The organism is Desulfosporosinus orientis DSM 765 (assembly GCF_000235605.1).
Taxonomy (GTDB): Bacteria; Bacillota; Desulfitobacteriia; order Desulfitobacteriales; family Desulfitobacteriaceae; genus Desulfosporosinus; species Desulfosporosinus orientis.
In genome coordinates this window covers 3,624,752-3,648,117 of sequence record NC_016584.1, presented here as the reverse complement: position 1 = coordinate 3,648,117, position 23,366 = coordinate 3,624,752, and the positions used below count along the sequence as shown (strand labels likewise).

The window sequence follows — 23,366 nt, the reverse complement described above, 5'->3', positions numbered from 1 at the left end:
TTTTTCCTTAAATGCTTTTTATCTAAACTTAAGAATTTCCTAAGAATTTAAGTCGCTGATTTTTAAGAACTAAACTTTATAATGCGTCACGGGGCATAACGATTATTTTAATTCTTACAGCATGTTCAAGTCACGATGGCTTAGACTATTGACTTTTCGAGGCAGGGTTTTTATACTTGTTAGTAGTTCAGTAAATTAGTAATTTACTGAACTACTAACATACTAACACTGAATCGTAAATTGGAGGATAAAATCATGAAAATACCAACCACCCTTAAGCATAAACCAGTGATCGTTTCAGAGAACTATGAAAATGTTGATGGGCGATACGCTTATAATTCTGATGCGAAAGGTCTTTCCTTAGGCTTAGCACAGTGGAATGATCGGGGAAAAGTTGATGTATCGGCTAAAGTATGGAGGTATACCGGCGAAAAGTGGTCTAGGCAATCAGAGGAATTGCCGCTGCACAGAGTCCTTGATCTTGCTATCTTGATATCCAGGACGAAGCTCCATTTTCGTGATGCTTATCGATATCAGGAACTATATGATACCGAAAATCCTGTTATAGACAGAGTTGGTTTACAGGGAGATGCCATGACGGTTGCCGTATGTACAGACAACGAAAAAATCAATGAAGATATTAAACTATTTAATCAGGTACTAAGTGTGGATGATGAGCTGATTGGCGAGCGTTTAAGAACCCTGGCACGAATTCTGAGGGAGATGGGATATTAGACATGAACAGAAAGAAAGAATTAAAAGAGCAATACCGGCAGCTGAAGCCTGAGATGGGTGTTTTTATGATTCGCTCAAATCGTAACAACAAATGTCTTATTGAGGGAACGCTCAGGCTGAATGCAACTATAAACAGGGTGAAATTTCAATTGGATTTCGGCTCATATCCAAATCGAGAATTACAAAAGGAATGGAAGGAATACGGAGAAGCTAATTTCACATTCCGCATATTGGAAAATCTCGAATATGAAAAGGATGAAACTAAAACAGACTACTCTGATGAGTTAGAGCTGCTGCAGATGGATTGGGAAGAAAGAATGGCTAAGCAAGACTTTGAATTTTATATGAAATAATTCATGTACCAGGAAGTATGTAACGAAACTTTATTTGTTAGTATTCCAAAACATTTTGCATGGTTTTATCAGTAGAATTAAAAGAAAAATTGTATGTTTAAAGGCCACGCTTTCGCGTGGCCTTAATAATTGTTATAGAATTTTTTTCACAAGCCTTAGTAAACACGTCTTGCGCCAACATAGGCGTTGCTCCAGTATGGAGAAAAGCTGTAGATCGCAATTCCTTTACTATTGGTTGCGCTGATAAACTGGTTGTCACCAATATAGATGCCCACATGACTTACTAGTTTGCTTGAACTAAAGGTGAAGAAAACTAAATCTCCCGGAGCCAGATCACTAAAGCTTACAGAAGTTCCCATTCTATATTGATCAAGACTAACGCGTGCTAAGGATATATTTTGGGTGGCAAAAACATAGCTTGTAAATCCAGAACAATCAAAGCCATCTGGTGAAGCGCCTCCCCATTTGTATGGGACCCCTAAGAAACTTTTAGCGGTATTAATAATCTGTTCCGTTGTCTCAGAACGCTGTGTTTTTTCTGATGGCTGAATATTTGCATCATCCAGGGCCTTTTGGGTTTGAGGACCAACGATGCCGTCAACCATTAAATTATGGTCGCGTTGAAAAGCTTCAACTGCAGCCCGAGTTTTACTTCCGAAAATGCCGTCTACCGGACCGACATCATAGTTTAAGGTTTGAAGTTCTGATTGTAAAACACGAATATCCGATCCTGCTGATCCAACCTTAAATACTGCAGCTTGAGTTACTGAAGCTGAGGAGAAAAACGCTAATACCACTAAAACTAATAGTATTATGCTTTTTTTCACTTATATTGCTCCTTTCTTATTGCTTGCCGTCTTCAAAGCTTTGTAAGGAAGAGTATACATGCTGACTACTTAAAAAGATAGTACAAGTTGTTGGTTGGAATAGAAAGTTTAACCAGCAGTTTTAGCTTGCGTACTTTTTTTATTTAAGGGAAGGATAATTAAATGGAAAAATTATTCAAAGTGAGGAGAAGATATGCTAAAGGTGTTAGTTGCTGAAATTTGTAGTGAAATAACTGTTGTGAATGCTTTTGGTAATTTAAATTCTGAGAATCCAAAGCTGCTTGGTCAAGGAACTTTTCCTACGACCGTTCAGGAAGGGGATATTAGTCTGGGAGTCAAACAGGCCATGGCTGACTTAGAAAAAGAGATCGGTCCTTGGGGTTCAATAACCGATATGCCATTTTATGCTGTTTATCCCATACAATTTGAAGGCTTAAATTCCAAGGGTATTGCTTCAAATTATTTTAATGAAGGGATTTTACCTGCTTCGGAAGCAATGATGATAGCAGTTCAGCTTATATATGAAGAGGTAGGAGATGTTTTAGTACTTAAACTTGAAGAAGAATCAATCACGGTATACTCAGTAACTTCAAACTCCTTACCATTGGTTGAAAGCCATAGTACGAACAGGAATAAACATATAAAAACTAAACCTGAAACATCTGAAGAGATAGCGTTAAGAGCTGAGCTAACTGCCGAAGCATTAAAGGCTGCTGTAAAATCATATTGTGAACTATCAATTCACTTTAGGTGGATTGTCGGAACCGGCAGCTCATTAACTGAATTACCTAATGGACTTCAAATTCTGACGGAGAGTGTCAAGGGGATCGAGTCCCAAGGAGAAACTGCAATTTTGCTGGATAGAGATTGTCTGATGACTTCTCTGGGAGCGCTGACTGCTAATTATCGTCAAGGGGCTTGGCAGTTATTGCGGGAGTCTATGGGTGTAGAAAATTAGAGTTCTATATTTTTGGCTATTCTATAAAGATTTAGATTACTGATGATAAAAGAATCCTGTCATAAAATATCCAAATTCTTGGCAGGATTATCCGCTTTTTCATCGAAATCAAAAAGGGAGAATTATAATTTAATATATAGATACAAAACCTATAAAACATCGTGGAGTGAAATTTATGATTCAAATTGTAACGGATAGTTCAGCAGATATCCCTGAACATCTGTTAGAAAAATATAATATTCGTACGGTTCCTTTGACCATTCATATAAATGACAAAGAATATGTAGAAAATATTGATATTACCCCTCAGGAGTTTTATAAGAAAATGGCGGCATCACCAACTCTGCCTAGGACATCTCAGCCTGCTCCGGCTCTCTATTCTAAGGTTTTCTCTGAGCTTGCAAAGCAAGGGGAGATTTTATGTTTAACTATTTCATCAAAATTGAGCGGCAGTTATAGTTCAGCAAATCTGGGAAAGGAATTATCGGGGAATCCTGAGGTGGTGGTTTTTGATACCGAGGGAGGATCTCTGGGACATGGTCTGCAAGTAACCCAAGCTGCTCAAATGGCCCAGGCGGGTTTTGCCATGGATCAAATATTAACGAAATTAACAAACTATCGTAAAGAAATGCAAATACTTATTCTTTTGGATACCCTGGAAAACATCGTCAAAGGAGGCAGAATCAGCAGGTTTCAAGGATCTTTGGCAAAAATTTTACATATTAAAGCTATCCTTCATAATGTGGAAGGAGACGTTGAGTTTTTAGAAAAAATTCAGGGGCGCAATAAATCGCTGCGCAGGGTCATAGACCTGGTGGGTGAATTGTGTACCGACATCTCGAATCGTGTTATCGGCATAACTCACGTGGACAACCTCCCGGATGCCGAATTTCTTGCCCAAGAGCTGGAAAAGCGTTATCACCCCAAAGAAATTATTATTCATTATATGGGAGCAACGATTGCAACTTATGCGGGGGAATCCGGATTAATCATTGCTTTTTAAAATTATGAATTTCAATTCTATTAAGCTTTTAAAAGAAAGGTTTGATCAACATGATATCCCAAAAAATGCAGGAGCAGGTAAAAAGCAGTTCGGTTATTAGAGCTATGTTTGAAGAAGGAAAGCGATTGGCCGGTATTTATGGAGCGGAAAATGTCTATGATTTTAGCCTGGGGAATCCCAGTGTTGAGCCGCCTGAAGAAGTAAGAAAGGCAATCATTGAAATTGCTAATGACAAAAATTCTCTGGGCGTTCACGGCTATATGAATAATTCTGGCTATGAAGATGTCAGGACAGCTATCGCCAACTCAATTAATGAAAAATACAGTACAGCCTTTACCCACAACAACATTATTATGACTGTGGGTGCCGCAGGCGGGTTAAATGTAATCCTGAAAACTTTGCTGAACCCTCAGGATGAGGTTATCACCTTCGCTCCTTTCTTTGGAGAATACCGAAGCTATGTTAAGAATTTCGAAGGGGAATTAGTGGTAATATCGCCAAACACGAAAGATTTTCAACCCAATTTAGAAGAGTTCAAAGGGAAAATAACCCCAAAAACAAAAGCTGTAATTGTCAACTCCCCTAATAATCCCACTGGAGTGGTATATTCTGAAGATACGATCATTAAACTTTCAGAAATACTGAGAGATAAGCAAAAGGAATTTGGAACAGATATCTATCTGGTTTCAGACGAACCTTATAGGGAACTGGCCTATAATAATGTTGAAGTGCCTTATTTAACCAAGTACTATGCCAATACCATTGTCGGCTATTCCTTTAGTAAATCTCTTTCCCTGCCTGGGGAACGAATAGGGTATTTGGTTATATCGGAGCAGGCTGCCGACTATGAAAATATTATTTCAGCGGCCAATATTGCCAACCGCATCTTAGGTTTCGTTAATGCCCCCTCTTTATTTCAGCGTGTTATTGCGAAATGCTTAGACGCTAAAGTTAACCTTGAGGCCTATAATCAAAACCGGGAACTTCTCTATAATGAGCTGGTATCCTATGGCTATGATTGCACTAAGCCTGAAGGGGCATTTTATTTGTTTGTTAAAACTCCCATCGAAAACGATGCAGAGTTTTGCAAGTTGGCAAACGAAAAGAATATCTTGATTGTGCCAGGTACTGCCTTTGGCTGTCCTGGTTATGTGCGAATTGCCTATTGTGTTGCTTATAAAACCATTGAGAAAGCTTTACCGGGTTTTAAAGCTCTGATCGAAGAATTAAAAGCTTAGTTCGAAATATTTAATGATAAGGAAACATTGTACTGGAGAAAAGTGATTCCAGATAAAAACAAGGGCAAGAAGCTTAGCCTTAAACTGGGCGCTTCTTGCTCTTTTAGATATCGGAGTGTAATTTGCCGAAAAGACTGGAATAGAGAGGAATGACAGGCTTAATGTATATTTCGTGCAGTGCAGAACAAAGAACTCTGGAAATTCCTGATAAGGGAGAGATGAAAATTGCTGGGTACTGGAGTCCCCAGCTTGGCTTGTACTCACAGCCCGTGCTTTTACAATGGGAAGCTGGAAAGGTGAGTTCATTACAGCCCTTAGAGGACTATAAGACTATTTATAAAGGAAGAGAAGAGTGGCATGCTTATTTTCTTCTTCCCGGCTGGATCGATTCCCATGTTCATCTCTCTCTGGACAGCCTTGACTTTTTTCAATGCCTGGAAAATTGGAATCAGCCTGCTCTCATAGAGAAAAATGTCAAATTGTATTTACAGAGTTACTTGGATAATGGGATCATCGCTATCCGTGATGGCGGGGATCTGCCCGGATTTGCCTGGCAGGCAAAGAACAAGGTAAAGGAAGGTTTATGGCAGGGACCGGAGGTGGTTTCTGTCCATGAAGCGGTGGGGCGTGCAGGGATGTATGGACGCTTTCTTGGCCGAGGTTTCCCGGATCTTTCTAAGTGGCGGAAGAATGAAAAGGATTTCTTTGCTCAAGGGCTGGATCAGTTGAAAGTTATTGTAACAGGATTAATTCGCTTTGATGATTTTCACAAGGTTGGCCCCAGTCAGTGGACTGTCAAAGAATTGAAAGAGCTTGTCAAGACTGCTCATGATCGAGGTATTCTCGTTATGGCCCATGCAAGCGGGGAAGAGGGAATTTCACTGGCAATTGAGGCCAATGTTGATTCCATTGAGCATGGCTACTACATGACGACGGACCAGCTGGAGTTAATGAGAGAAAAGGGGATTGCTTGGGTTCCTACGGTTGCGCCTATTGGAAATATCCTTAAATATCCTTCTAATCGTTACTCAGCTCATGAAATTGATACTTTAAAAAGGATTTTAGACAGACAATTAGAGACAATCTGTAAAGCCTATTCTTTAGGAGTGAGGCTGGGTGTTGGTACAGATGCCGGGGCTTATCAAGTACCCCATGGAGAGAGCTTGTCTGATGAATTGGATTGGATGATTAAGGCGGGGATTCCTAAGCTAGAGGTGTACCGCAGAGCGACTTCAGAGAACGCCCAGATCTTGGGGAGACCGGAACTGGGAAGATTGGATGTGGGTACTCCCATGAACCAGCTGCAGCTTGTCAAGGAGCTATAAAGAAGGCGAAAGGTTAAGTGTGACTAGAAGCTATTTTTTGAAACATGGTTAACAACCCTACACAAAGTCTATAAATGGAGTCAATTTTAAGATTATCCTTTGCTGAGGTATCAAAAAAAACATTGAGTTTTGAGTCGATGTCTTCCGTTGGTTTGGTATAACAAAAAAGAATCGGGAGTTTTGGCAAAGGGTGCAAAACCAGGGAAATATCAAAGGAAAACTTACTTTCAACGTGTTTGCCGTTAAAAATATAAATCATGTCTTCTATAAGATCCGGATAAGAATCCGTTAGTTGTTTGAGAGGTTTTTCAAATCTTTGTTCAAAAAAAGAATCCCATACAGTTTCATGACTAAGCTCTCTGAAAGTAACCCATTTTCCTGAAGGGTCTTTGCCTGCGCTGTCAATAATATAGTTTAGCAAGGGAGCGGCTACCCAGACATTGATATGACAGGGAGAGGTAATGGTTCCCTCAGAATCTACAGAGAAATCTTTGCCCAAAGATTTAATAGTTAATTTATCACCGGTCAGAGAAGCACCTAATCGTTGCACAGAGGCAGGAAAATCCACGGATGCTATTGCTTTTTTCAGGGGTACAAGGGCTTGTTTCAATTGTTCTTCAGGCGAGGGATGTTTGACAATCTTTTCGTCCAGCTCTCGTATGAGGTCGTCGTTTAGCGGAGAACATTCATTGATACGTTTTTCTCCCTTGATTACTGCTGCGGCAAAGGCTAAACATGTTGCGACCCCACAAGCCTTACAGTTGGATTTAGGGAGAAATTTGTAAATGTCAAGGGGATTGCTAAGTTGTGACATTCCGACAACACTCCTTCCAGACAGATTTATAAATAGTGTAACTGGAGACAGGATCTCACTTATAATTCTGGAATTCTATGTTAATTCCCCAATTTCCTTCTTAAAACTTATAAGCAATCTGATAACAGAAAACACCCCGGTCTGGGGAGCCAAGGAAGATATTATTAACAATCATGGTTATTTCTTCTTTTTTTAGCCCGTGTTATGATTAGTAGGTATTAAACGAAAGAATAACTTTCTATTCCAATTAAGAGAGGGGAAAACAATGGAGCATTTCTTTTTAGGACTGGGACTTAAAACAATCATAATTGGTGGCTTAGGTATCCTTGCCTTGGGCTTTATTCTGAAAAAATTATTTAAGTTAGCCCTAACTATTGCTGTAATCCTTATTGTTGTTTATTATGGATTGCCAATGATTCAGACAGTGATCTCAAGATAAGGAATACTTTGACTAAAAGGAGGCAAAGCAATGATTCGCATTGGAGTTATCGGACAATCTGGAGAGATACCGGCAGAATTGCAGCAATTGGCCCTGGAAATAGGGCGTGAGATTGCTCTGCGGGGAGCAATTCTCCTAACAGGCGGTACGAATGGAGTGATGGAGTTTGCCTCAAAAGGAGCCAAAACAGCCAATGGACTTGTGGTTGGGATTTTGCCGGGAGATACAATGGAGCGGGCCAATAAGTACATTGATATCCCTATTAATACGGGATTGAGTTTTGATTATCGCAGTTTAATTCTTGTCCATTCTTCAGATGCTCTTATTATGGTGGGCGGCGGTAACGGTACCTTAGGAGAGTTATCTGCCGCTTATTTGAATCTTAAACCGGTTGTGATCTTAGAACCTTCAGGAGGATGGGCTAAGAAAGTCAGAGCAATGGCTTATGAGGAAGCGTATTTAGATGATCGAAAAAGTACAAAACTGGACTATGCACAAACGGTGAAAGAGGCTTTGGATATTGCCATGATCAGAGTCAGCAAAGGCAATAATCCGTCCCTTGGTTGATTATCTTTAAACCAGTACTAAGAGTTTAAAGATTCTAAAACTTTTAAAAACTCATCTGGAAATGGAGCTTCAACGACAATTTCTCGCTCCTCAAAGGGATGGGGAAAATGTAAAGAAAAAGCGTGCAAAGCTTGGCCGTTGATTAGAACTGAACCTTTACCATACATCCTGTCTCCGACAATTGGATGTCCGATGTGAGTTAGATGAACACGGATTTGATGGGTTCTTCCGGTTTCCAGAGTCAGATCTAAGAGTGAAGCTCCCGGTAAGTTTTGAATTGTCCTGTAATGGGTTATTGCCCGCTCTCCTTTAGAGGTAACGGCGCGGCGATTTGGCTTAGTTGGGTGTTGGCCGATGGATGCATTAATGGTTCCTTCCGGAGGGTTAATGTTTCCTAAAATCACTGCGCGGTAAGTACGCTTAAGTTTCCCGTTTTTAAGGGCTGTTTCCAATAGGGCTTGAGTATGACTGTCTTTCGCGAAGAGGACGCACCCTGACGTTTCCCGATCCAAGCGGTGTAGAGGACGGATCGTATGGATGGACCCTTGCTGCCGGTAATAGTGAGCAAGATAGTTACTTAACGTCCCCTTAAGCGTCTGCCCCGTGGGATGGACCAATAGGCCTGAGGGTTTATTCAAGACAATTAAATAACCATCTTCGTATAAGATTTCCACGGGTCCCGTTTCGGGTTCGACGCCAAAGGATATGTCTTCCAGTGCAAGAACCGCTAAAACATCGCCTTGCTTAACGTTCTTCTTTAAGAAGACTGTTTTTTTATTCAATAAAATACCCTTTTGCCGGGTCAGCTTCTGAATCTTCCGCCCCGAATAATTCAGAATTTGTTTTAAGTACTCTTCAACGGTGAGTCCTTGATGCTCTTCAGCAACTGAGTATGTCTTAAACGACTTCATATTACTAGTCCAATCTATGGTTTTTTTATTATAGGGTTAGCGTTTAATACCAATTGAAACCCTCTACAAACTAACAATACACAGATTTCTTTAACATGACAATTATTTTTTTCTAAAACCATGAATCCGGCACCAGCCAAGTTTCTAATCGGCCTTTGAGAGATAAAAACAGCTTGGAAATAATATTCCAAGCTGAGTTTGAGTATAAGGGCTTGCTTAATAGTTTAAACAAGTTCCGTTACCCATTCCTCTAAAATTATTGCCACGTCCCTGGGCAGCATTTCTGCCATTACGTCCTATTCCTTGGCCCATTCCTTGACCTTGCCCGATACCCAAACTAAGGCCAGTGCTTCTTCCGATTCCTGATGTCCCGGTTCCGTCACAGATGGCTTGATTGGTCTTGAGAGAGTCGTAAATGGAATTGGCTTGATCTTGAGTGAGAATTCCGTCGGCAACTCGTTGATCTAATAGGGCCTTTTTTTGTTCGAGAATTTGGGCTTTGAATTCATCCAGTTTATCTGCTTCGTCAGCTATAGCTCCATAGGTTTTTCCGGAGGTTCTTTCTTGGGTGACTTGTTCTATTGTCTTGCCCGTTAAACCTGCTGTAATTTCTGCAGGGGTCTTTAAAGTTGCTGATGCAAAAGCAGTTCCTGTTATTCCTAACATTACCACTACGGCGGCAGCAATAAGGTAAGTTTTGATTTTTTTCATTGCATTTGCTCCTTTCAAAATAAGTATTTCACTTTATGACTGAATTATAGACCTGAATTGTGTCAAAAGTATGACAAAAGCATCCTTTCAATGATTTGAATGATATTAAGAGGGGGATAGGTTAATATGCTCAACTTTGACACCCTATATAATCCGTATGCTTCACGGAGAGTGACAACCTATGCGAACAATGGAATGGTGGCCACTTCTCAGCCTCTTGCTGCAGAAGCAGGTTTATCGGTATTGAGAAAAGGAGGAAATGCTGTTGATGCAGCAATTGCCGCTGCCGTATGTTTGACGGTTGTCGAACCAACCTCCAATGGGATCGGCGGGGATGCCTTTGCCTTAATCTGGTCGAAGGGAGAGCTTTATGGCCTTAACGCCAGTGGTCCTGCTCCCCAGCTCCTTAATTTGCAGATTTTGAAGAAGGCCGGTCGGGAAAAGATGCCCATCTATGGCTGGCTTCCTGTGACTGTTCCGGGAGCACCCTCAGCTTGGGCTGAATTGTCATCCCGTTTTGGCAGGCTTCCCCTTACGGAAGTCATGGCACCTGCCATCAAATATGCTGAAGGAGGTTTTCCGGTCTCTCCAACAGTAGGTAGAAGTTGGGAGATTTCCTTCGATCGATATGCTCATGATCTTAAAGATGAGCAATACAAGTCTTGGTTTAATACCTTTGCCCCTGATGGAAGAGCCCCCAAAATCGGGGAACTATGGCGTTCTCCTGATCATGCCCGCACTTTGCAATCCATTGCGGAAACTAAGGCCAGCTCCTTTTACAGTGGAGTAATTGCCGATAAAATTGATTATTTTTCAAAGCATCATGGTGGATTTCTAAGAAAAGAGGATTTAGCTGCTTACAAACCTGAATGGGTAAACCCGGTTTCTATTAATTATCGGGGGTATCAGGTCTGGGAAATTCCTCCCAATGGACATGGGTTAGTAGCTTTGCTGGCCTTAAATATTCTCAAAGGGTTTGATTTTGATATTAAAGAAAGCACAGAGTCCTACCACTATCAAATCGAAGCCATGAAATTAGCTTTTGCAGATGGCCTGAAATATATTGCCGATCCCTCTCAAATGAGTGTAAGTATTAATGATCTGTTATCCGATGAATATGCCGCAGAACGGCGAAAATTAATTGGAGGGAGAGCCCTGCAGCCTGAACCAGGTCGTCCGCCTAAAGGGGGAACGGTTTACCTGGCAACAGCAGATAGTGAGGGCAACATGGTATCCTATATTCAAAGCAACTATATGGGTTTTGGGTCAGGCTTAGTTGTTCCTGGAACAGGAATTTCTCTTCACAATCGCGGCAATAATTTTTCTCTGGACCCGAACCATGCTAATTGTCTTCAACCTGGCAAAAAGCCATACCATACCATCATTCCCGGTTTTTTAACAAAGGATCAGAAGCCGGTAGGTCCTTTTGGGGTTATGGGAGGATTTATGCAGCCTCAAGGCCATGTTCAAGTGATCATGAACACCCTTGATTTTCATTTGAATCCCCAAGCTGCTCTCGATGCACCTCGCTGGCAATGGATCAATGGGAAAACTATTGGAGTTGAACATTCTTTCCCTGAGCATATCGCTCAGGTACTGGCCCGTAAAGGTCATGATATTAATTGGTCCATGGATACAGCCAGCTTTGGCCGGGGACAAATTATCTGGAGAACCGAGGATGATGTACTGGCTGGCGGCACTGAGTCAAGAGCAGATGGGTATATTGGCATGTGGTGATTGGCCATAGGTGAAATGGCAAGACGGTGGAGAAAAATAAAGGTTATCATGTATGGAAAAAGCCTCTAACTGTTATACTAGGGTTATTATGAGATGGGAGGTTTTTCCATGGGAGATAAAAGCCCCAAGAACAAGGAAAAAATGAAGAAGAAGTCCGAGAAAAAAGTTATTCCCTTATCTTAGGATGATGTAAAGTAAACAATAATTAGGCCTAGCTATGACTTCGATTGTTATCGGAGTCTTTTTTATATCTTCTCTCATTCGATATTGTTATTATTGTAAGGAAGAAGATAATGATAAAGAAGGTTTTGAAACTTGGATTTTGCTATAATATTATGTACAGTTTAAAATATTAGATAGCGGACTACCTGTTCAATATATGGGGGGTTCACATGTTGAATATGCAAATTTTCGATAAACCGGTTACTGAGCTTATTAAGCAAAGATTATCAGTCAGAACCTATTCAGAAAAGCCACTAGTCTTGGAATTAAAGAAAGCTTTGCACAATTCCTTTCAGGATTCGGAAGCTCCTTTTGGTGGTCTGGTACGATTCAGTCTGATTGAAAAGGATTCTGATGATTTAGGACCGGATAAGAAACTTGGAACTTATGGTGTGATCAAAGGTGCATCTGCTTTTCTTATCGCTACCGCCGAGAAAAGCAATAAGGACTTAGAGGATTTGGGTTATGCTTTCGAGAAAGTAATTTTATACGCGACTTCATTGGGACTAGGTACTTGTTGGCTGGGCGGCACGTTTAAAAAGAGTGAATTTGCTGAAGCCGCTGCACTAAAAGATCATGAGATATTGCCCTGCATCTCGCCAATCGGATATCCAAGCAGCAGAAGGAGCTTCGTGGATTCAGCTATGAGATTAGTCGCCGGTTCAAAGAACAGGAAGGATTGGCAGGAGCTTTTCTTTAGAAAGGATTTTGCACAGCCTTTAGCGAAGTCAGAAGCAGGAGGTTTTGAAATCCCTCTGGAAATGGTTCGGCTTGCTCCTTCAGCATCCAATAAGCAGCCCTGGAGAATCGTTTGGGATGGTAATAAGGTTCATTTTTATCTTCAGCATACTAAGGGCTACGCCAAATTTATGGCCTTTGATTTACAGAGAGTTGATATGGGGATTGCTATGTGTCATTTTGAATTGACGGCCCAAGAGCTTGGAATCAATGGGAGTTGGCAGATTTGTGATCCCGGGGGGCAAAAACCAATAGATACAGATTATGTTGTTAGTTGGGTCAAAAAAGTTTAACAACATTCATATTGATAAAGGAATGAGGTTGCTTGAATACTGGGTCATGGATAGCCATCTATATGCCGCTGTTTATTCTCTTTTTCATTATTTTCCCACAGCAGAAAGCTGGTTTCAAAGCAATACGTTTAAAAGTTATAAGAAGGAAAGGAGAAAAGAATGGAATGACAAATGAGCTTATTAATAAGTATGTAGGCAAAAAATGTATAATATCCACAGGAAGTTTTGGTACAAATGTCAAAGGTACGATAGCAGCAGTTAAAGAGAATTGGATAGAAATCGAAACTTCAAAAGGTCAGGAGCTTATTAACGCAGAGTTTATACAGAGTATAAAAATTCTTTAAGTAAATAAGCTAGTTTGAGGGATTTAAGCGCGGGGTACAGTGCATATTTAAATCGTTAAACAAACTCCAAACTGATACTAAATCAGAGTTCCTGCAGTTGACATCTAGAGTTGGCTTTTCTTTGAAAGTAGATACTGCAAAGTTATTTCTGATCAGTATAAAAAAGTGTTGACAGTAAACCCTCAGAATGGTATTATAGCTAAGCGTCCTAAACGGGCAGATTAATGCAGCTTTATATAACAGCTGTTGATCTGATATTCTAAATTAGTTATTGACAACGAAAGTTGAAGATGCTAAGATGTAATTCCGGCCCAAACGAGGGCGAAAACAAAATGGTCTTTGAAAACTAAACAACAAGGACAGCCAATGAGAGAGACTCGCAAGAGTTTCGAAATAAATCATGAGTCAATCAACTTCTTTAAAAAGAAGTTTGAGATAACTTTTTTTGGAGAGTTTGATCCTGGCTCAGGACGAACGCTGGCGGCGTGCCTAACACATGCAAGTCGAACGGAGATTTTCTCTGAGTTTACTTAGAGAAAATCTTAGTGGCGGACGGGTGAGTAACGCGTGGGTAACCTGCCCATAAAGCCGGGACAACCCTTGGAAACGAGGGCTAATACCGGATAATCTTAGATCTTGGCATCAAGGTTAAGGAAAGATGGCCTCTGAACATGCTATCGATTATGGATGGACCCGCGTCTGATTAGCTAGTTGGTGGGGTAAAGGCCTACCAAGGCGACGATCAGTAGCCGGCCTGAGAGGGTGAACGGCCACACTGGGACTGAGACACGGCCCAGACTCCTACGGGAGGCAGCAGTGGGGAATCTTCCGCAATGGACGAAAGTCTGACGGAGCAACGCCGCGTGTATGATGAAGGTCTTCGGATTGTAAAGTACTGTCATTGGGGAAGAACGGTCTTTTTGAAAATATTGAGGAGACATGACGGTACCCAAGGAGGAAGCCCCGGCTAACTACGTGCCAGCAGCCGCGGTAATACGTAGGGGGCGAGCGTTGTCCGGAATTATTGGGCGTAAAGGGCGCGTAGGCGGATGCTTAAGTCCGGTGTGAAAGATCAGGGCTCAACCCTGAGAGTGCATCGGAAACTGGGTATCTTGAGGACAGGAGAGGAAAGTGGAATTCCACGTGTAGCGGTGAAATGCGTAGATATGTGGAGGAACACCAGTGGCGAAGGCGACTTTCTGGACTGTAACTGACGCTGAGGCGCGAAAGCGTGGGGAGCAAACAGGATTAGATACCCTGGTAGTCCACGCCGTAAACGATGAGTGCTAGGTGTAGAGGGTATCGACCCCTTCTGTGCCGCAGTTAACACAATAAGCACTCCGCCTGGGGAGTACGGCCGCAAGGTTGAAACTCAAAGGAATTGACGGGGGCCCGCACAAGCGGTGGAGCATGTGGTTTAATTCGACGCAACGCGAAGAACCTTACCAGGGCTTGACATCCACAGAACTCCGTGGAAACATGGAGGTGCCCTTCGGGGAGCTGTGAGACAGGTGGTGCATGGTTGTCGTCAGCTCGTGTCGTGAGATGTTGGGTTAAGTCCCGCAACGAGCGCAACCCCTGTATTTAGTTGCTAACGAGTAAGGTCGAGCACTCTAGATAGACTGCCGGTGACAAACCGGAGGAAGGTGGGGATGACGTCAAATCATCATGCCCCTTATGTCCTGGGCTACACACGTGCTACAATGGCCGGTACAGACGGAAGCGAAGCCGCGAGGTGAAGCCAATCCGAGAAAGCCGGTCTCAGTTCGGATTGCAGGCTGCAACTCGCCTGCATGAAGTCGGAATCGCTAGTAATCGCAGGTCAGCATACTGCGGTGAATACGTTCCCGGGCCTTGTACACACCGCCCGTCACACCACGAAAGTCTGCAACACCCGAAGCCGGTGGGGTAACCCGCAAGGGAGCTAGCCGTCGAAGGTGGGGCCGATGATTGGGGTGAAGTCGTAACAAGGTAGCCGTATCGGAAGGTGCGGCTGGATCACCTCCTTTCTAAGGAGAACGGTTTAGAGCTTAGGCTTTAAACGAACATCCTATTGGTCGGTGCTTTCGAAGAACGAAGCTGAGAAGCTTGGTTTGGAGAAAGATCAATAAGAGTCGTAAGACTCAAGCCGAGGGATCGGCAACTCATTGGATTGAAGCTGTTGTTTAGTTTTGAGAGACCAGGAATGGTTTCTTTACAATGTGGGGGTATAGCTCAGCTGGGAGAGCGCTTGAATGGCATTCAAGAGGTCAGCGGTTCGATCCCGCTTACCTCCACCAATTTATATGTTCTTTGGTCTTGTTCTTTGAAAACTGCATAGAGAAAAGTAAATGCGAGTAAAGTCGAGAATTCACAACGAAAGGTCTGGTAACACAGACGTTTCGAATAAACCTAAAAGTAGCAAGAGTAGGTCAAGCTACTAAGGGCGTACGGTGGATGCCTAGGCGCTAAGAGTCGAAGAAGGGCGCGGTTAACAGCGAAATGCCACGGGGAATCGTAAGCAGGTATTGATCCGTGGATACCCGAATGGGGCAACCCAACCGGAGTCATGTCCGGTTATCATTAGCTGAATCCATAGGTTAATGAAGACAACCCGGGGAACTGAAACATCTAAGTACCCGGAGGAAAAGAAAGAATCATCGATTCCCTAAGTAGCGGCGAGCGAACGGGGAAGAGCCCAAACCAGTCCCCTTGGGGGCTGGGGTTGTAGGACCCTCTTTTAAGAATGGATTTCTAGTCGAACAGATCTGGAAAGGTCGAGCAAAGAAGGTAACACTCCTGTAGACGAAAGGAAAACATTCTGTGAGGGAATCCTGAGTACCGCGGGACACGTGAAACCCCGTGGGAAGCAGGGAGGACCACCTCCCAAGGCTAAATACTACTTAGCGACCGATAGCGAACCAGTACCGTGAGGGAAAGGTGAAAAGCACCTCGGAAGAGGAGTGAAAAAGAACCTGAAACCGTGCGCTTACAAGCAGTCACAGCACGTAAGGTGTAGTGGCGTGCCTTTTGTAGAATGAACCGGCGAGTTACGGTATGTAGCGAGGTTAAGACGGGAAGTCGGAGCCGAAGCGAAAGCGAGTCTGAAAAGGGCGAAGAGTTACATGCTGTAGACCCGAAACCGTGTGATCTACCCATGGCCAGGGTGAAGGTGGGGTAAAACCCACTGGAGGCCCGAACTCACTGTCGTTGAAAAGGCAGGGGATGAGCTGTGGGTAGGGGTGAAATGCCAATCGAACACGGAGATAGCTGGTTCTCCCCGAAATAGCTTTAGGGCTAGCCTCAATTGATGAATGACGGCGGTAGAGCACTGAATAGGCTAGGGGCCTTACCAGGTTACCGAACCTTATCAAACTCCGAATGCCGTTATGTTTAGATTGGGAGTCAGACTGTGGGTGATAAGATTCATAGTCAAAAGGGAAACAGCCCAGACCATCAGCTAAGGTCCCCAAGTATACACTAAGTGGGAAAGGATGTGGAATTGCTCAGACAACCAGGATGTTGGCTCAGAAGCAGCCACCATTTAAAGAGTGCGTAATAGCTCACTGGTCGAGTGGTTCTGCGCCGAAAATGTAACGGGGCTCAAGTGTATCACCGAAGCTATGGCTTGCGCTTCATGCGCAGGGGTAGGGGAGCGTTCTATCAGCAGAGAAGTCAAACTGGAAGGTTTGGTGGAGTGGATAGAAGTGAGAATGCCGGTATGAGTATGCGAAAAGGAAGGTGAGAATCCTTCCCGCCGAAAATCTAAGGATTCCTGGGGAAGGCTCGTCCGCCCAGGGTAAGTCGGGACCTAAGCCGAGGCCGAAAGGCGTAGGTGATGGACAACTGGTTGAAATTCCAGTACCACCTAGAAATGTTTGAGCAATGGGGTGACACAGAAGGATAGGTTAAGCCAGCCGTTGGTCGAGCTGGCCCAAGCGAGTAGGATGTAGGGCAGGCAAATCCGCCCTGCGAGAATCTGAGACGTGATGGGGAGCGAACATAAGTAGCGAAGTAACCAACTCCAAGCTGTCAAGAAAAGCCTCTAGTGAGTGACTAGGTGCCCGTACCGTAAACCGACACAGGTAGATGGGGTGAGAAACCTAAGGCGCGCGAGAAAACCCTCGTTAAGGAACTCGGCAAAATGGCCCCGTAACTTCGGGAGAAGGGGCGCTCTTAGCAATAAGAGCCGCAGAGAAAAGGTCCAGGCGACTGTTTAACAAAAACACAGGTCCCTGCTAATCCGAAAGGAGATGTATAGGGGCTGACACCTGCCCGGTGCTGGAAGGTTAAGAGGAGAGGTTAGGGGTAACCCGAAGCTTTGAATTGAAGCCCCAGTAAACGGCGGCCGTAACTATAACGGTCCTAAGGTAGCGAAATTCCTTGTCAGGTAAGTTCTGACCCGCACGAAAGGTGTAACGATCTGGACACTGTCTCAACGAGGGACTCGGCGAAATTGTAATACCCGTGAAGATGCGGGTTACCTGCGACAGGACAGAAAGACCCCATGGAGCTTTACTGCAGCTTGACATTGGATTTTGGTATAAAATGTACAGGATAGGTGGGAGACTAAGAAGCTAGGGCGCCAGCCTTGGTGGAGTCGACGGTGGGATACCACTCTTTTTGTACTGAAATTCTAACCTGGGCCCCTGAATCGGGGTTAGGGACAGTATCAGGTGGGCAGTTTGACTGGGGCGGTCGCCTCCTAAAGAGTAACGGAGGCGCCCAAAGGTTCCCTCAGCGCGGTTGGAAATCGCGCGCAGAGTGTAAAGGCAAAAGGGAGCTTGACTGCGAGACCAACAAGTCGAGCAGGGACGAAAGTCGGGCTTAGTGATCCGGTGGTACCGAGTGGAAGGGCCATCGCTCAACGGATAAAAGCTACCCTGGGGATAACAGGCTTATCTCCCCCAAGAGTCCATATCGACGGGGAGGTTTGGCACCTCGATGTCGGCTCATCGCATCCTGGGGCTGTAGTAGGTCCCAAGGGTTGGGCTGTTCGCCCATTAAAGCGGTACGTGAGCTGGGTTCAGAACGTCGTGAGACAGTTCGGTCCCTATCCGTCGCAGGCGCAGGAAATTTGAGAGGATCTGTCCCTAGTACGAGAGGACCGGGATGGACGAATCCCTGGTGTACCAGTTGTTTCGCCAGAGGCACAGCTGGGTAGCTATATTCGGATCGGATAAGCGCTGAAAGCATCTAAGCGCGAAACCGGCCTCAAGATGAGATTTCCCACGAGCGTAAGCTCGGTAAGACCCCTGAAGGAAGATCAGGTAGATAGGCCAGGTGTGGAAGCGCGGTGACGTGTGGAGCTGACTGGTACTAATCGGTCGAGGGCTTGACCTAAGAGTTGCGAAAAAGGTTTGAGTGGCTCAGGTTCGAAGATGATACTTGCAAAAGCGACGATCTATGCAGTTTTGAGAGAACAGCGATCCATCCAAAGGAAAGCGAAGATCTCAGACATCTGGTGATAATGCCGGAGGGGTTCCACCCGTTCCCATACCGAACACGGTAGTTAAGACCTCCAGGGCCGATGATACTTGGGGCATAGCCCCTGGGAAAGCAGGACGTTGCCAGGTAAGTGAAAGGCCATCTCTTAGTGAGATGGTCTTTTTGGTTTAGTCTTTGCCACCTCATCTAGTGCCACTCCCAGATTCGTCAGTACTGACGAATCTGGGAGTGGCACTATCTTGGATCTACACTGCAGGAAACATGTGTTTAGGGGCACAGTGCGAAAAGCTCACTTGGGTGTTCCAAATTCGTCTGCGCCGGCGAATTTGGGGGAGTCAGGGTTCCACTCGTTTGAATCCACATTACAGGAGTTTTTGTCACACTGCAGGGGAGTTGGAGAGTATCCGGTAGAGACGCAATGCCATATAAGAAAATATTATTGACCTTCATTAGACTAGCTGGTAAAATTAGCTAAATTAAAATCTGAAAATTAAATAAAAATAAATAGAAAAAGAGGTGATAAAAGTAAAGTTTTGAAAGGAGCAAATTACAATGAAAATAAAAAATGTAATGATTTGTAACCCTTACACAGTTAGATATGACCAAAGTCTTGCAGATGCAAGCAGAATTTATTTAGAACACGATGTTAATTGTGCGCCAGTTGTAGGTGTAAACAAAGATATAGTCGGAATTATTACAATTTCTAAGGTATTAGAAAGTTTTTTATCAGGTTCTTCTCCAACAGCAAAAATTAATGAATTTATGGATGAACCACCGGGTGTAGTGTCTGAAAATACTGAATTTGAAAATTTGGCAAAAAATTGTCCTCAAGATATGGAGCGAATGCTTGTCTTAGACCAAAACAAAAAATTGACGGGGATTCTTTCCAGAGTGGAATTAATTAAAAAGGTAAATCTAGCTTGGGAAGAAACTAGAAATGAACTAAAAGTTGTGTTGCAATCAGTAAGTCATGCAATCATTGCCTTCGATAAAACAGGTGCTATATACCTTTTTAATAAAGGAGCAGAAATTCTCTTAGGAATTAGCAGCAAAGAAGCGATTGATCAACGACACGATGGAGTTCTTCCTGAGTGGGTATGGAAGGAAGTTATAGCCGACGGCCAAGCGCGTTTTGGTTTCAGATTTCAAGTTAATAATAAAAGAGTAATTGGGAATGCCACCCCTATAAATGTAAATGGAAACATAACAGGTACGGTTGTCGTCTTGCAAGATTTATCGGAAATGGAAAGTTTGACCTTAGAATTATCAAGGGTCAGAGAATTAAAGGTTGAACTGGATAATATAATAGAATGTTCCTATGATGGAATGCTCGTAGTTAATACAGAAAGAGCAGTTCTTAGAGCCAATAAAAGCGCATTGCAGCTTCTCAATCGACTTGATTATAGTCAGTATTGTGTATTACGTGATATTAAATCTGAAGTTGCTGGATGCTTGGATGAAATGTCTATGGAAATTATTGAGCAAAAAAAGACTCTTACTAAAGTTTATACTAAAGCCGATGGGCAAGAGATTATGATTACAGGTAATCCTCGTATGTCTCAAGCTGGCCAGGTAATTCAAGTCATATTTAATATGAGAGATATGACAGAGTTGCAACGACTTAAGTTCCAAGTTGAACAAGCCAAGGAAGAAAAACTGCGTTATTCAGTGGAGTTGTTAGAGCTAAGAGGAAAACTACTAAAAGAAGATTTAATAACCATTAGTTCTACTATGGAACCAATCCTAGAGCTGATGCTACGTGTATCACAAGTTGATTCAACGGTTCTAATTACCGGGGAATCAGGGGTGGGTAAGGAAGTAGCTGCAAAGAGAATTCATAAGCTAAGCAGAAAAGAGAATGGCCCCTTCATTACTATCAACTGTGGAGCAATACCAGAAAATCTTATGGAATCGGAACTTTTCGGTTATGAAAAGGGAGCTTTTACCGGAGCTAGTAAAGAAGGTAAAATCGGCTTAATGGAAGCAGCCGATGGTGGAAATGTCTTTTTAGACGAGATAGGAGAGCTTCCCCTAAATCTACAAGTAAAACTATTAAGAGTTCTTCAAGAAAAGGTTATTTATCGGATCGGTGGAATAAAGCCTATTAACATTAATGTGCGAATTATTGCTGCCACTAATCGCAATCTGAAGGACATGGTAAAAAAGAAAACTTTTCGCGAAGATCTATTTTATCGTTTAAATGTAGTACAGATTGAAATTCCTCCTTTAAGGGCACGTAAAGAAGATATTTTACCCTTAAGTGAACACTTTTTAAAAAAGTATTGTTCAAAATATGATAAACAGAAGAGAATAACTCAACAAGTTTATAGGATATTTGAATGTTATCATTGGCCAGGAAATATTCGGGAATTGGAAAATGTTATAGAAAGAGCAGTAATCCTAAGTCAAGGAGAGATGATAGAAGCTCACCACTTGCCGGAAAATTTGAATATTGGGATTAATGGTAAGGCAGAGGTTGAAGTGACTGTAAGAGGAGTTATTTCTTTAGATGAGGGTGTTCAGATGATGGAAAAAGAATTATTGAGAAAAGCCCTCGGAACAGAGAAAAGCAGCAGAAAAACGGCTCAACTTTTAGGTATAACTCACACTACCGTATTGCGGAAAGCCAAACAATATAATCTTCTCTAAGCAATGGCACCGCGAAGTTCCGAATGGAATAATAATGTTACAATCCAAGAAAGGGAGACTAATGGTTAATCCTTGAGCCCTTCTAATATAAATAAAGGATGATTGGAATGCAAAAGTTCCAATCATCCTTTATTTATATTTAAAATATTCAGAAAAGTAACTATATTACGTGGTGGCACAAGTATTGCAATTAAGGTTAGGAACTGGTCCCTCAAAATTATCCTATTTGTCACTTAGATCTAAGGAAATTAAATGAAAGAAGGGAGCTTATTTAACATGACCAATGAAATCCAGCACATTCGGGCTATGGTTGGGTTTTATCCCAACTGGTGGTACAAGAACTACGGGATTGCTTATGGCGCAAAGTACTATTATGACCCGGAGTACCGCATTGAAGTCGCAATGAAACAGCAAAAATTACTACATGAACGATTTGGAGATGTAGGGCTAGGAAACCCTAATCCTCAGCCGAATCCTTTTATTGATTATGGTATGGCCTTGGTTCCGGAATTATTCGGAGTAGAAACAGTCTTCTTTGATGATGCTTTGCCGTGGTCTGTTCCTGCTAATATGTCTGAAGAAAAAATTGATAGTCTAGTTGTACCGGATATATTAAACACTTATCCCATGACCGAGATAATTAAACAAATGGATTATTTAGAGGAAAAATACGGACGGGTTACAGGTAACATTAATACCTGCGGCATTCAAAACTTAGCATTAAAACTGCGTGGTGATGATCTGTACACGGATTTCTATGTAAACCCTGATTTGGTTCACAAGGTAATGAAAATTTGCCTTCAAACGATCATTCCGTTAGCGAATTATGTGAGAAGTCGTACGGGGACCTTAGCAACATCTGTTACTCCGATGGCTCCACCGGAAATGTATATTACACCGAACTGTACAACTGCGCAAATCTCCAATGAATCCTATGAAGAATTCATTTTGCCCTATGAAATAGAGCTTTCCAATGCGCTTCAGCCTTTTGGCATTCATCATTGCGGGTCTGTTAACAATGTCGTTGAAGGTTACAGTAAGATTAAAAACCTTAAATTCATTGAAGTAGGTCCTTTGACAGATCTGCGTCGGGTAAGAGAAGTGATGCCAACTGTCTTTATGAATGCGAGAATATGCCCGGTCCGAATGCTTCAATGCACCGCTCAGGAAATTGAGCAAGATGTCAAGCATCTCATTGACACCGGTGCTCCTTTAGAATTGCTCTCTATAGATGCTGTGGGTCTGGATTATGGCACACCAGATGAAAATATAAGGACGATGCTTAAAACCGCAAAAACATACAGCGCAGCAAAAATCGCTGAAGGAAAATAGACAGTGAGAATTTAGGAGAAGCCTTCATTAAGGTTTAACAATTATCGCTAATTGTCTATAGGAAGATCAAAAATAGATGAGGGGGAAGTATGAATGTCTGTATTAGAGGATATTAAAAACTCAATAATCACTTACAAACCAGCTAAGACTATAGAGTTTTGCCAGCAAGCAATAAATGAAGGAATCGATCCAAAGTTGATTTTAAGTGAAGGACTTATTGCCGGGATGGGGGTAATTGGCGAGAAATTTAAGTCGAATAAGATCTACGTTCCGGAAGTCTTAATAGCTGCTAAATGTACACATGCTGGACTGGATATTTTGAAACCGATATTAGCCGCCGCAAAGGCAGTTTCCATAGGCAAAGTTGTGCTGGGAACAGTCAAAGATGATCTTCATGATATTGGCAAAAACCTTGTAGCTATGATGCTTGAGGGCGCAGGATTCGAAGTTGTCAACTTAGGGGTAAATGTTGATCCGGAAAAATTTATTGAGGCTATTAAAGAGCATCACCCAAATATTATTGCCATGTCCAGCCTAATAACCTCGACTCTGCCCAATGTAGAAACCACCATTAAAGCAATTGTTGATTCCGGTCTCCGTGATCAAGTTAAGATTATGGTGGGCGGAGCACCTGTTACCGAAGAGTGGGTCATGCAAATCGGCGGAGATGGATTCGGCAAAGATGCTACTGCAGCAGTAGATGCTGCCAAGAAATTGGTTGGAGTAGCATAAAGGAGGAAAAA

At 42.7% G+C, this 23,366-nt stretch carries 18 protein-coding genes, 1 tRNA gene and 3 rRNA genes; 18 read left to right on the top strand and 4 right to left on the bottom strand.

Annotated elements, in window-relative coordinates; all coding sequences use genetic code 11:
* The first annotated feature begins 255 nt into the window (after window positions 1-255).
* The gene (locus DESOR_RS17045; protein ID WP_014185826.1) at window positions 256-735 is read left to right on the top strand and encodes a DUF6530 family protein; all 480 of its coding nucleotides are present in this window, start codon (window positions 256-258) and stop codon (window positions 733-735) included.
* Between the two features lie 2 nt (window positions 736-737).
* Window positions 738-1,088, top strand: a complete 351-nt coding sequence (locus tag DESOR_RS17040; protein WP_014185825.1) for a GIY-YIG nuclease family protein — start codon at window positions 738-740, stop codon at window positions 1,086-1,088.
* Between the two features lie 155 nt (window positions 1,089-1,243).
* Here the strand turns inward: DESOR_RS17040 and DESOR_RS17035 are convergent, their stop codons facing one another.
* Window positions 1,244-1,915, bottom strand: a complete 672-nt coding sequence (locus DESOR_RS17035; protein ID WP_014185824.1) for a C40 family peptidase — start codon at window positions 1,913-1,915, stop codon at window positions 1,244-1,246.
* 193 nt (window positions 1,916-2,108) lie between these two features.
* Here DESOR_RS17035 and DESOR_RS17030 point away from each other — a divergent pair, with 193 nt between their 5' ends.
* The 4 genes from DESOR_RS17030 to DESOR_RS17015 all read left to right on the top strand — a co-directional run bounded on the left by DESOR_RS17030 (window position 2,109) and on the right by DESOR_RS17015 (window position 6,439).
* Window positions 2,109-2,873 carry a GlmL/MutL family protein gene (locus DESOR_RS17030; protein WP_014185823.1) on the top strand — a complete coding sequence of 255 codons (765 nt, stop codon included), beginning with the start codon at window positions 2,109-2,111 and terminating at the stop codon, window positions 2,871-2,873.
* Between the two features lie 175 nt (window positions 2,874-3,048).
* A complete protein-coding gene (locus DESOR_RS17025; RefSeq protein ID WP_014185822.1) occupies window positions 3,049-3,876 on the top strand; it encodes a DegV family protein in 828 nt (275 codons plus the stop codon).
* A 50-nt stretch (window positions 3,877-3,926) separates the two neighbouring features.
* Complete coding sequence (locus DESOR_RS17020) at window positions 3,927-5,114, top strand: pyridoxal phosphate-dependent aminotransferase (RefSeq protein WP_014185821.1); 1,188 nt, start codon at window positions 3,927-3,929, stop codon at window positions 5,112-5,114.
* Window positions 5,115-5,275: 161 nt separating this feature from the next.
* The gene (locus DESOR_RS17015) at window positions 5,276-6,439 is read left to right on the top strand and encodes an amidohydrolase family protein (protein WP_014185820.1); all 1,164 of its coding nucleotides are present in this window, start codon (window positions 5,276-5,278) and stop codon (window positions 6,437-6,439) included.
* A gap of 13 nt (window positions 6,440-6,452) precedes the next feature.
* On the opposite strand, the gene DESOR_RS17010 is transcribed toward DESOR_RS17015, so the two are convergent.
* Window positions 6,453-7,253, bottom strand: coding sequence for a DUF3786 domain-containing protein (locus tag DESOR_RS17010; protein ID WP_014185819.1), 801 nt, complete (start codon window positions 7,251-7,253; stop codon window positions 6,453-6,455).
* A gap of 265 nt (window positions 7,254-7,518) precedes the next feature.
* On the opposite strand from DESOR_RS17010, the gene DESOR_RS29760 reads away from it, so the two are divergent.
* Window positions 7,519-7,692 carry a membrane protein gene (locus tag DESOR_RS29760; protein WP_014185818.1) on the top strand — a complete coding sequence of 58 codons (174 nt, stop codon included), beginning with the start codon at window positions 7,519-7,521 and terminating at the stop codon, window positions 7,690-7,692.
* A gap of 30 nt (window positions 7,693-7,722) precedes the next feature.
* Entirely contained in the window at window positions 7,723-8,259 is a 537-nt protein-coding gene (locus DESOR_RS17000; protein ID WP_014185817.1) for a TIGR00725 family protein, read from the top strand.
* Between the two features lie 17 nt (window positions 8,260-8,276).
* On the opposite strand, the gene DESOR_RS16995 is transcribed toward DESOR_RS17000, so the two are convergent.
* The gene (locus DESOR_RS16995; RefSeq protein ID WP_014185816.1) at window positions 8,277-9,170 is read right to left on the bottom strand and encodes an RluA family pseudouridine synthase; all 894 of its coding nucleotides are present in this window, start codon (window positions 9,168-9,170) and stop codon (window positions 8,277-8,279) included.
* A 216-nt stretch (window positions 9,171-9,386) separates the two neighbouring features.
* A complete protein-coding gene (locus tag DESOR_RS16990; RefSeq protein ID WP_014185815.1) occupies window positions 9,387-9,881 on the bottom strand; it encodes a DUF2680 domain-containing protein in 495 nt (164 codons plus the stop codon).
* Between the two features lie 126 nt (window positions 9,882-10,007).
* Between DESOR_RS16990 and DESOR_RS16985 the strand changes: the two genes are divergently transcribed.
* The 10 genes from DESOR_RS16985 to DESOR_RS16940 all read left to right on the top strand — a co-directional run bounded on the left by DESOR_RS16985 (window position 10,008) and on the right by DESOR_RS16940 (window position 23,355).
* Complete coding sequence (locus DESOR_RS16985) at window positions 10,008-11,618, top strand: gamma-glutamyltransferase family protein (protein WP_014185814.1); 1,611 nt, start codon at window positions 10,008-10,010, stop codon at window positions 11,616-11,618.
* Window positions 11,619-12,010: 392 nt separating this feature from the next.
* Window positions 12,011-12,871: a nitroreductase family protein gene (locus DESOR_RS16980; protein WP_014185813.1), complete on the top strand. Its 861-nt coding sequence runs from the start codon at window positions 12,011-12,013 to the stop codon at window positions 12,869-12,871.
* A 62-nt stretch (window positions 12,872-12,933) separates the two neighbouring features.
* The gene (locus tag DESOR_RS28980) at window positions 12,934-13,215 is read left to right on the top strand and encodes a DUF6897 domain-containing protein (RefSeq protein WP_242832341.1); all 282 of its coding nucleotides are present in this window, start codon (window positions 12,934-12,936) and stop codon (window positions 13,213-13,215) included.
* Window positions 13,216-13,657: 442 nt separating this feature from the next.
* Window positions 13,658-15,224 (top strand): 16S ribosomal RNA (locus tag DESOR_RS16970).
* 194 nt (window positions 15,225-15,418) lie between these two features.
* Window positions 15,419-15,494 (top strand) — tRNA-Ala (locus tag DESOR_RS16965).
* A 130-nt stretch (window positions 15,495-15,624) separates the two neighbouring features.
* Window positions 15,625-18,537: ribosomal RNA gene (locus DESOR_RS16960) — 23S ribosomal RNA — on the top strand.
* Between the two features lie 117 nt (window positions 18,538-18,654).
* Window positions 18,655-18,770, top strand: a 5S ribosomal RNA gene (gene rrf / locus DESOR_RS16955).
* The 16S, 23S and 5S rRNA genes sit together here with 1 tRNA gene alongside, the layout of an rRNA operon.
* Window positions 18,771-19,194: 424 nt before the next feature.
* A complete protein-coding gene (locus DESOR_RS16950) occupies window positions 19,195-21,291 on the top strand; it encodes a sigma 54-interacting transcriptional regulator (protein WP_014185811.1) in 2,097 nt (698 codons plus the stop codon).
* 276 nt (window positions 21,292-21,567) lie between these two features.
* Window positions 21,568-22,623 carry a uroporphyrinogen decarboxylase family protein gene (locus tag DESOR_RS16945; protein WP_014185810.1) on the top strand — a complete coding sequence of 352 codons (1,056 nt, stop codon included), beginning with the start codon at window positions 21,568-21,570 and terminating at the stop codon, window positions 22,621-22,623.
* 93 nt (window positions 22,624-22,716) lie between these two features.
* The gene (locus DESOR_RS16940; protein ID WP_014185809.1) at window positions 22,717-23,355 is read left to right on the top strand and encodes a cobalamin B12-binding domain-containing protein; all 639 of its coding nucleotides are present in this window, start codon (window positions 22,717-22,719) and stop codon (window positions 23,353-23,355) included.
* The last annotated feature ends 11 nt before the right edge of the window (window positions 23,356-23,366 follow it).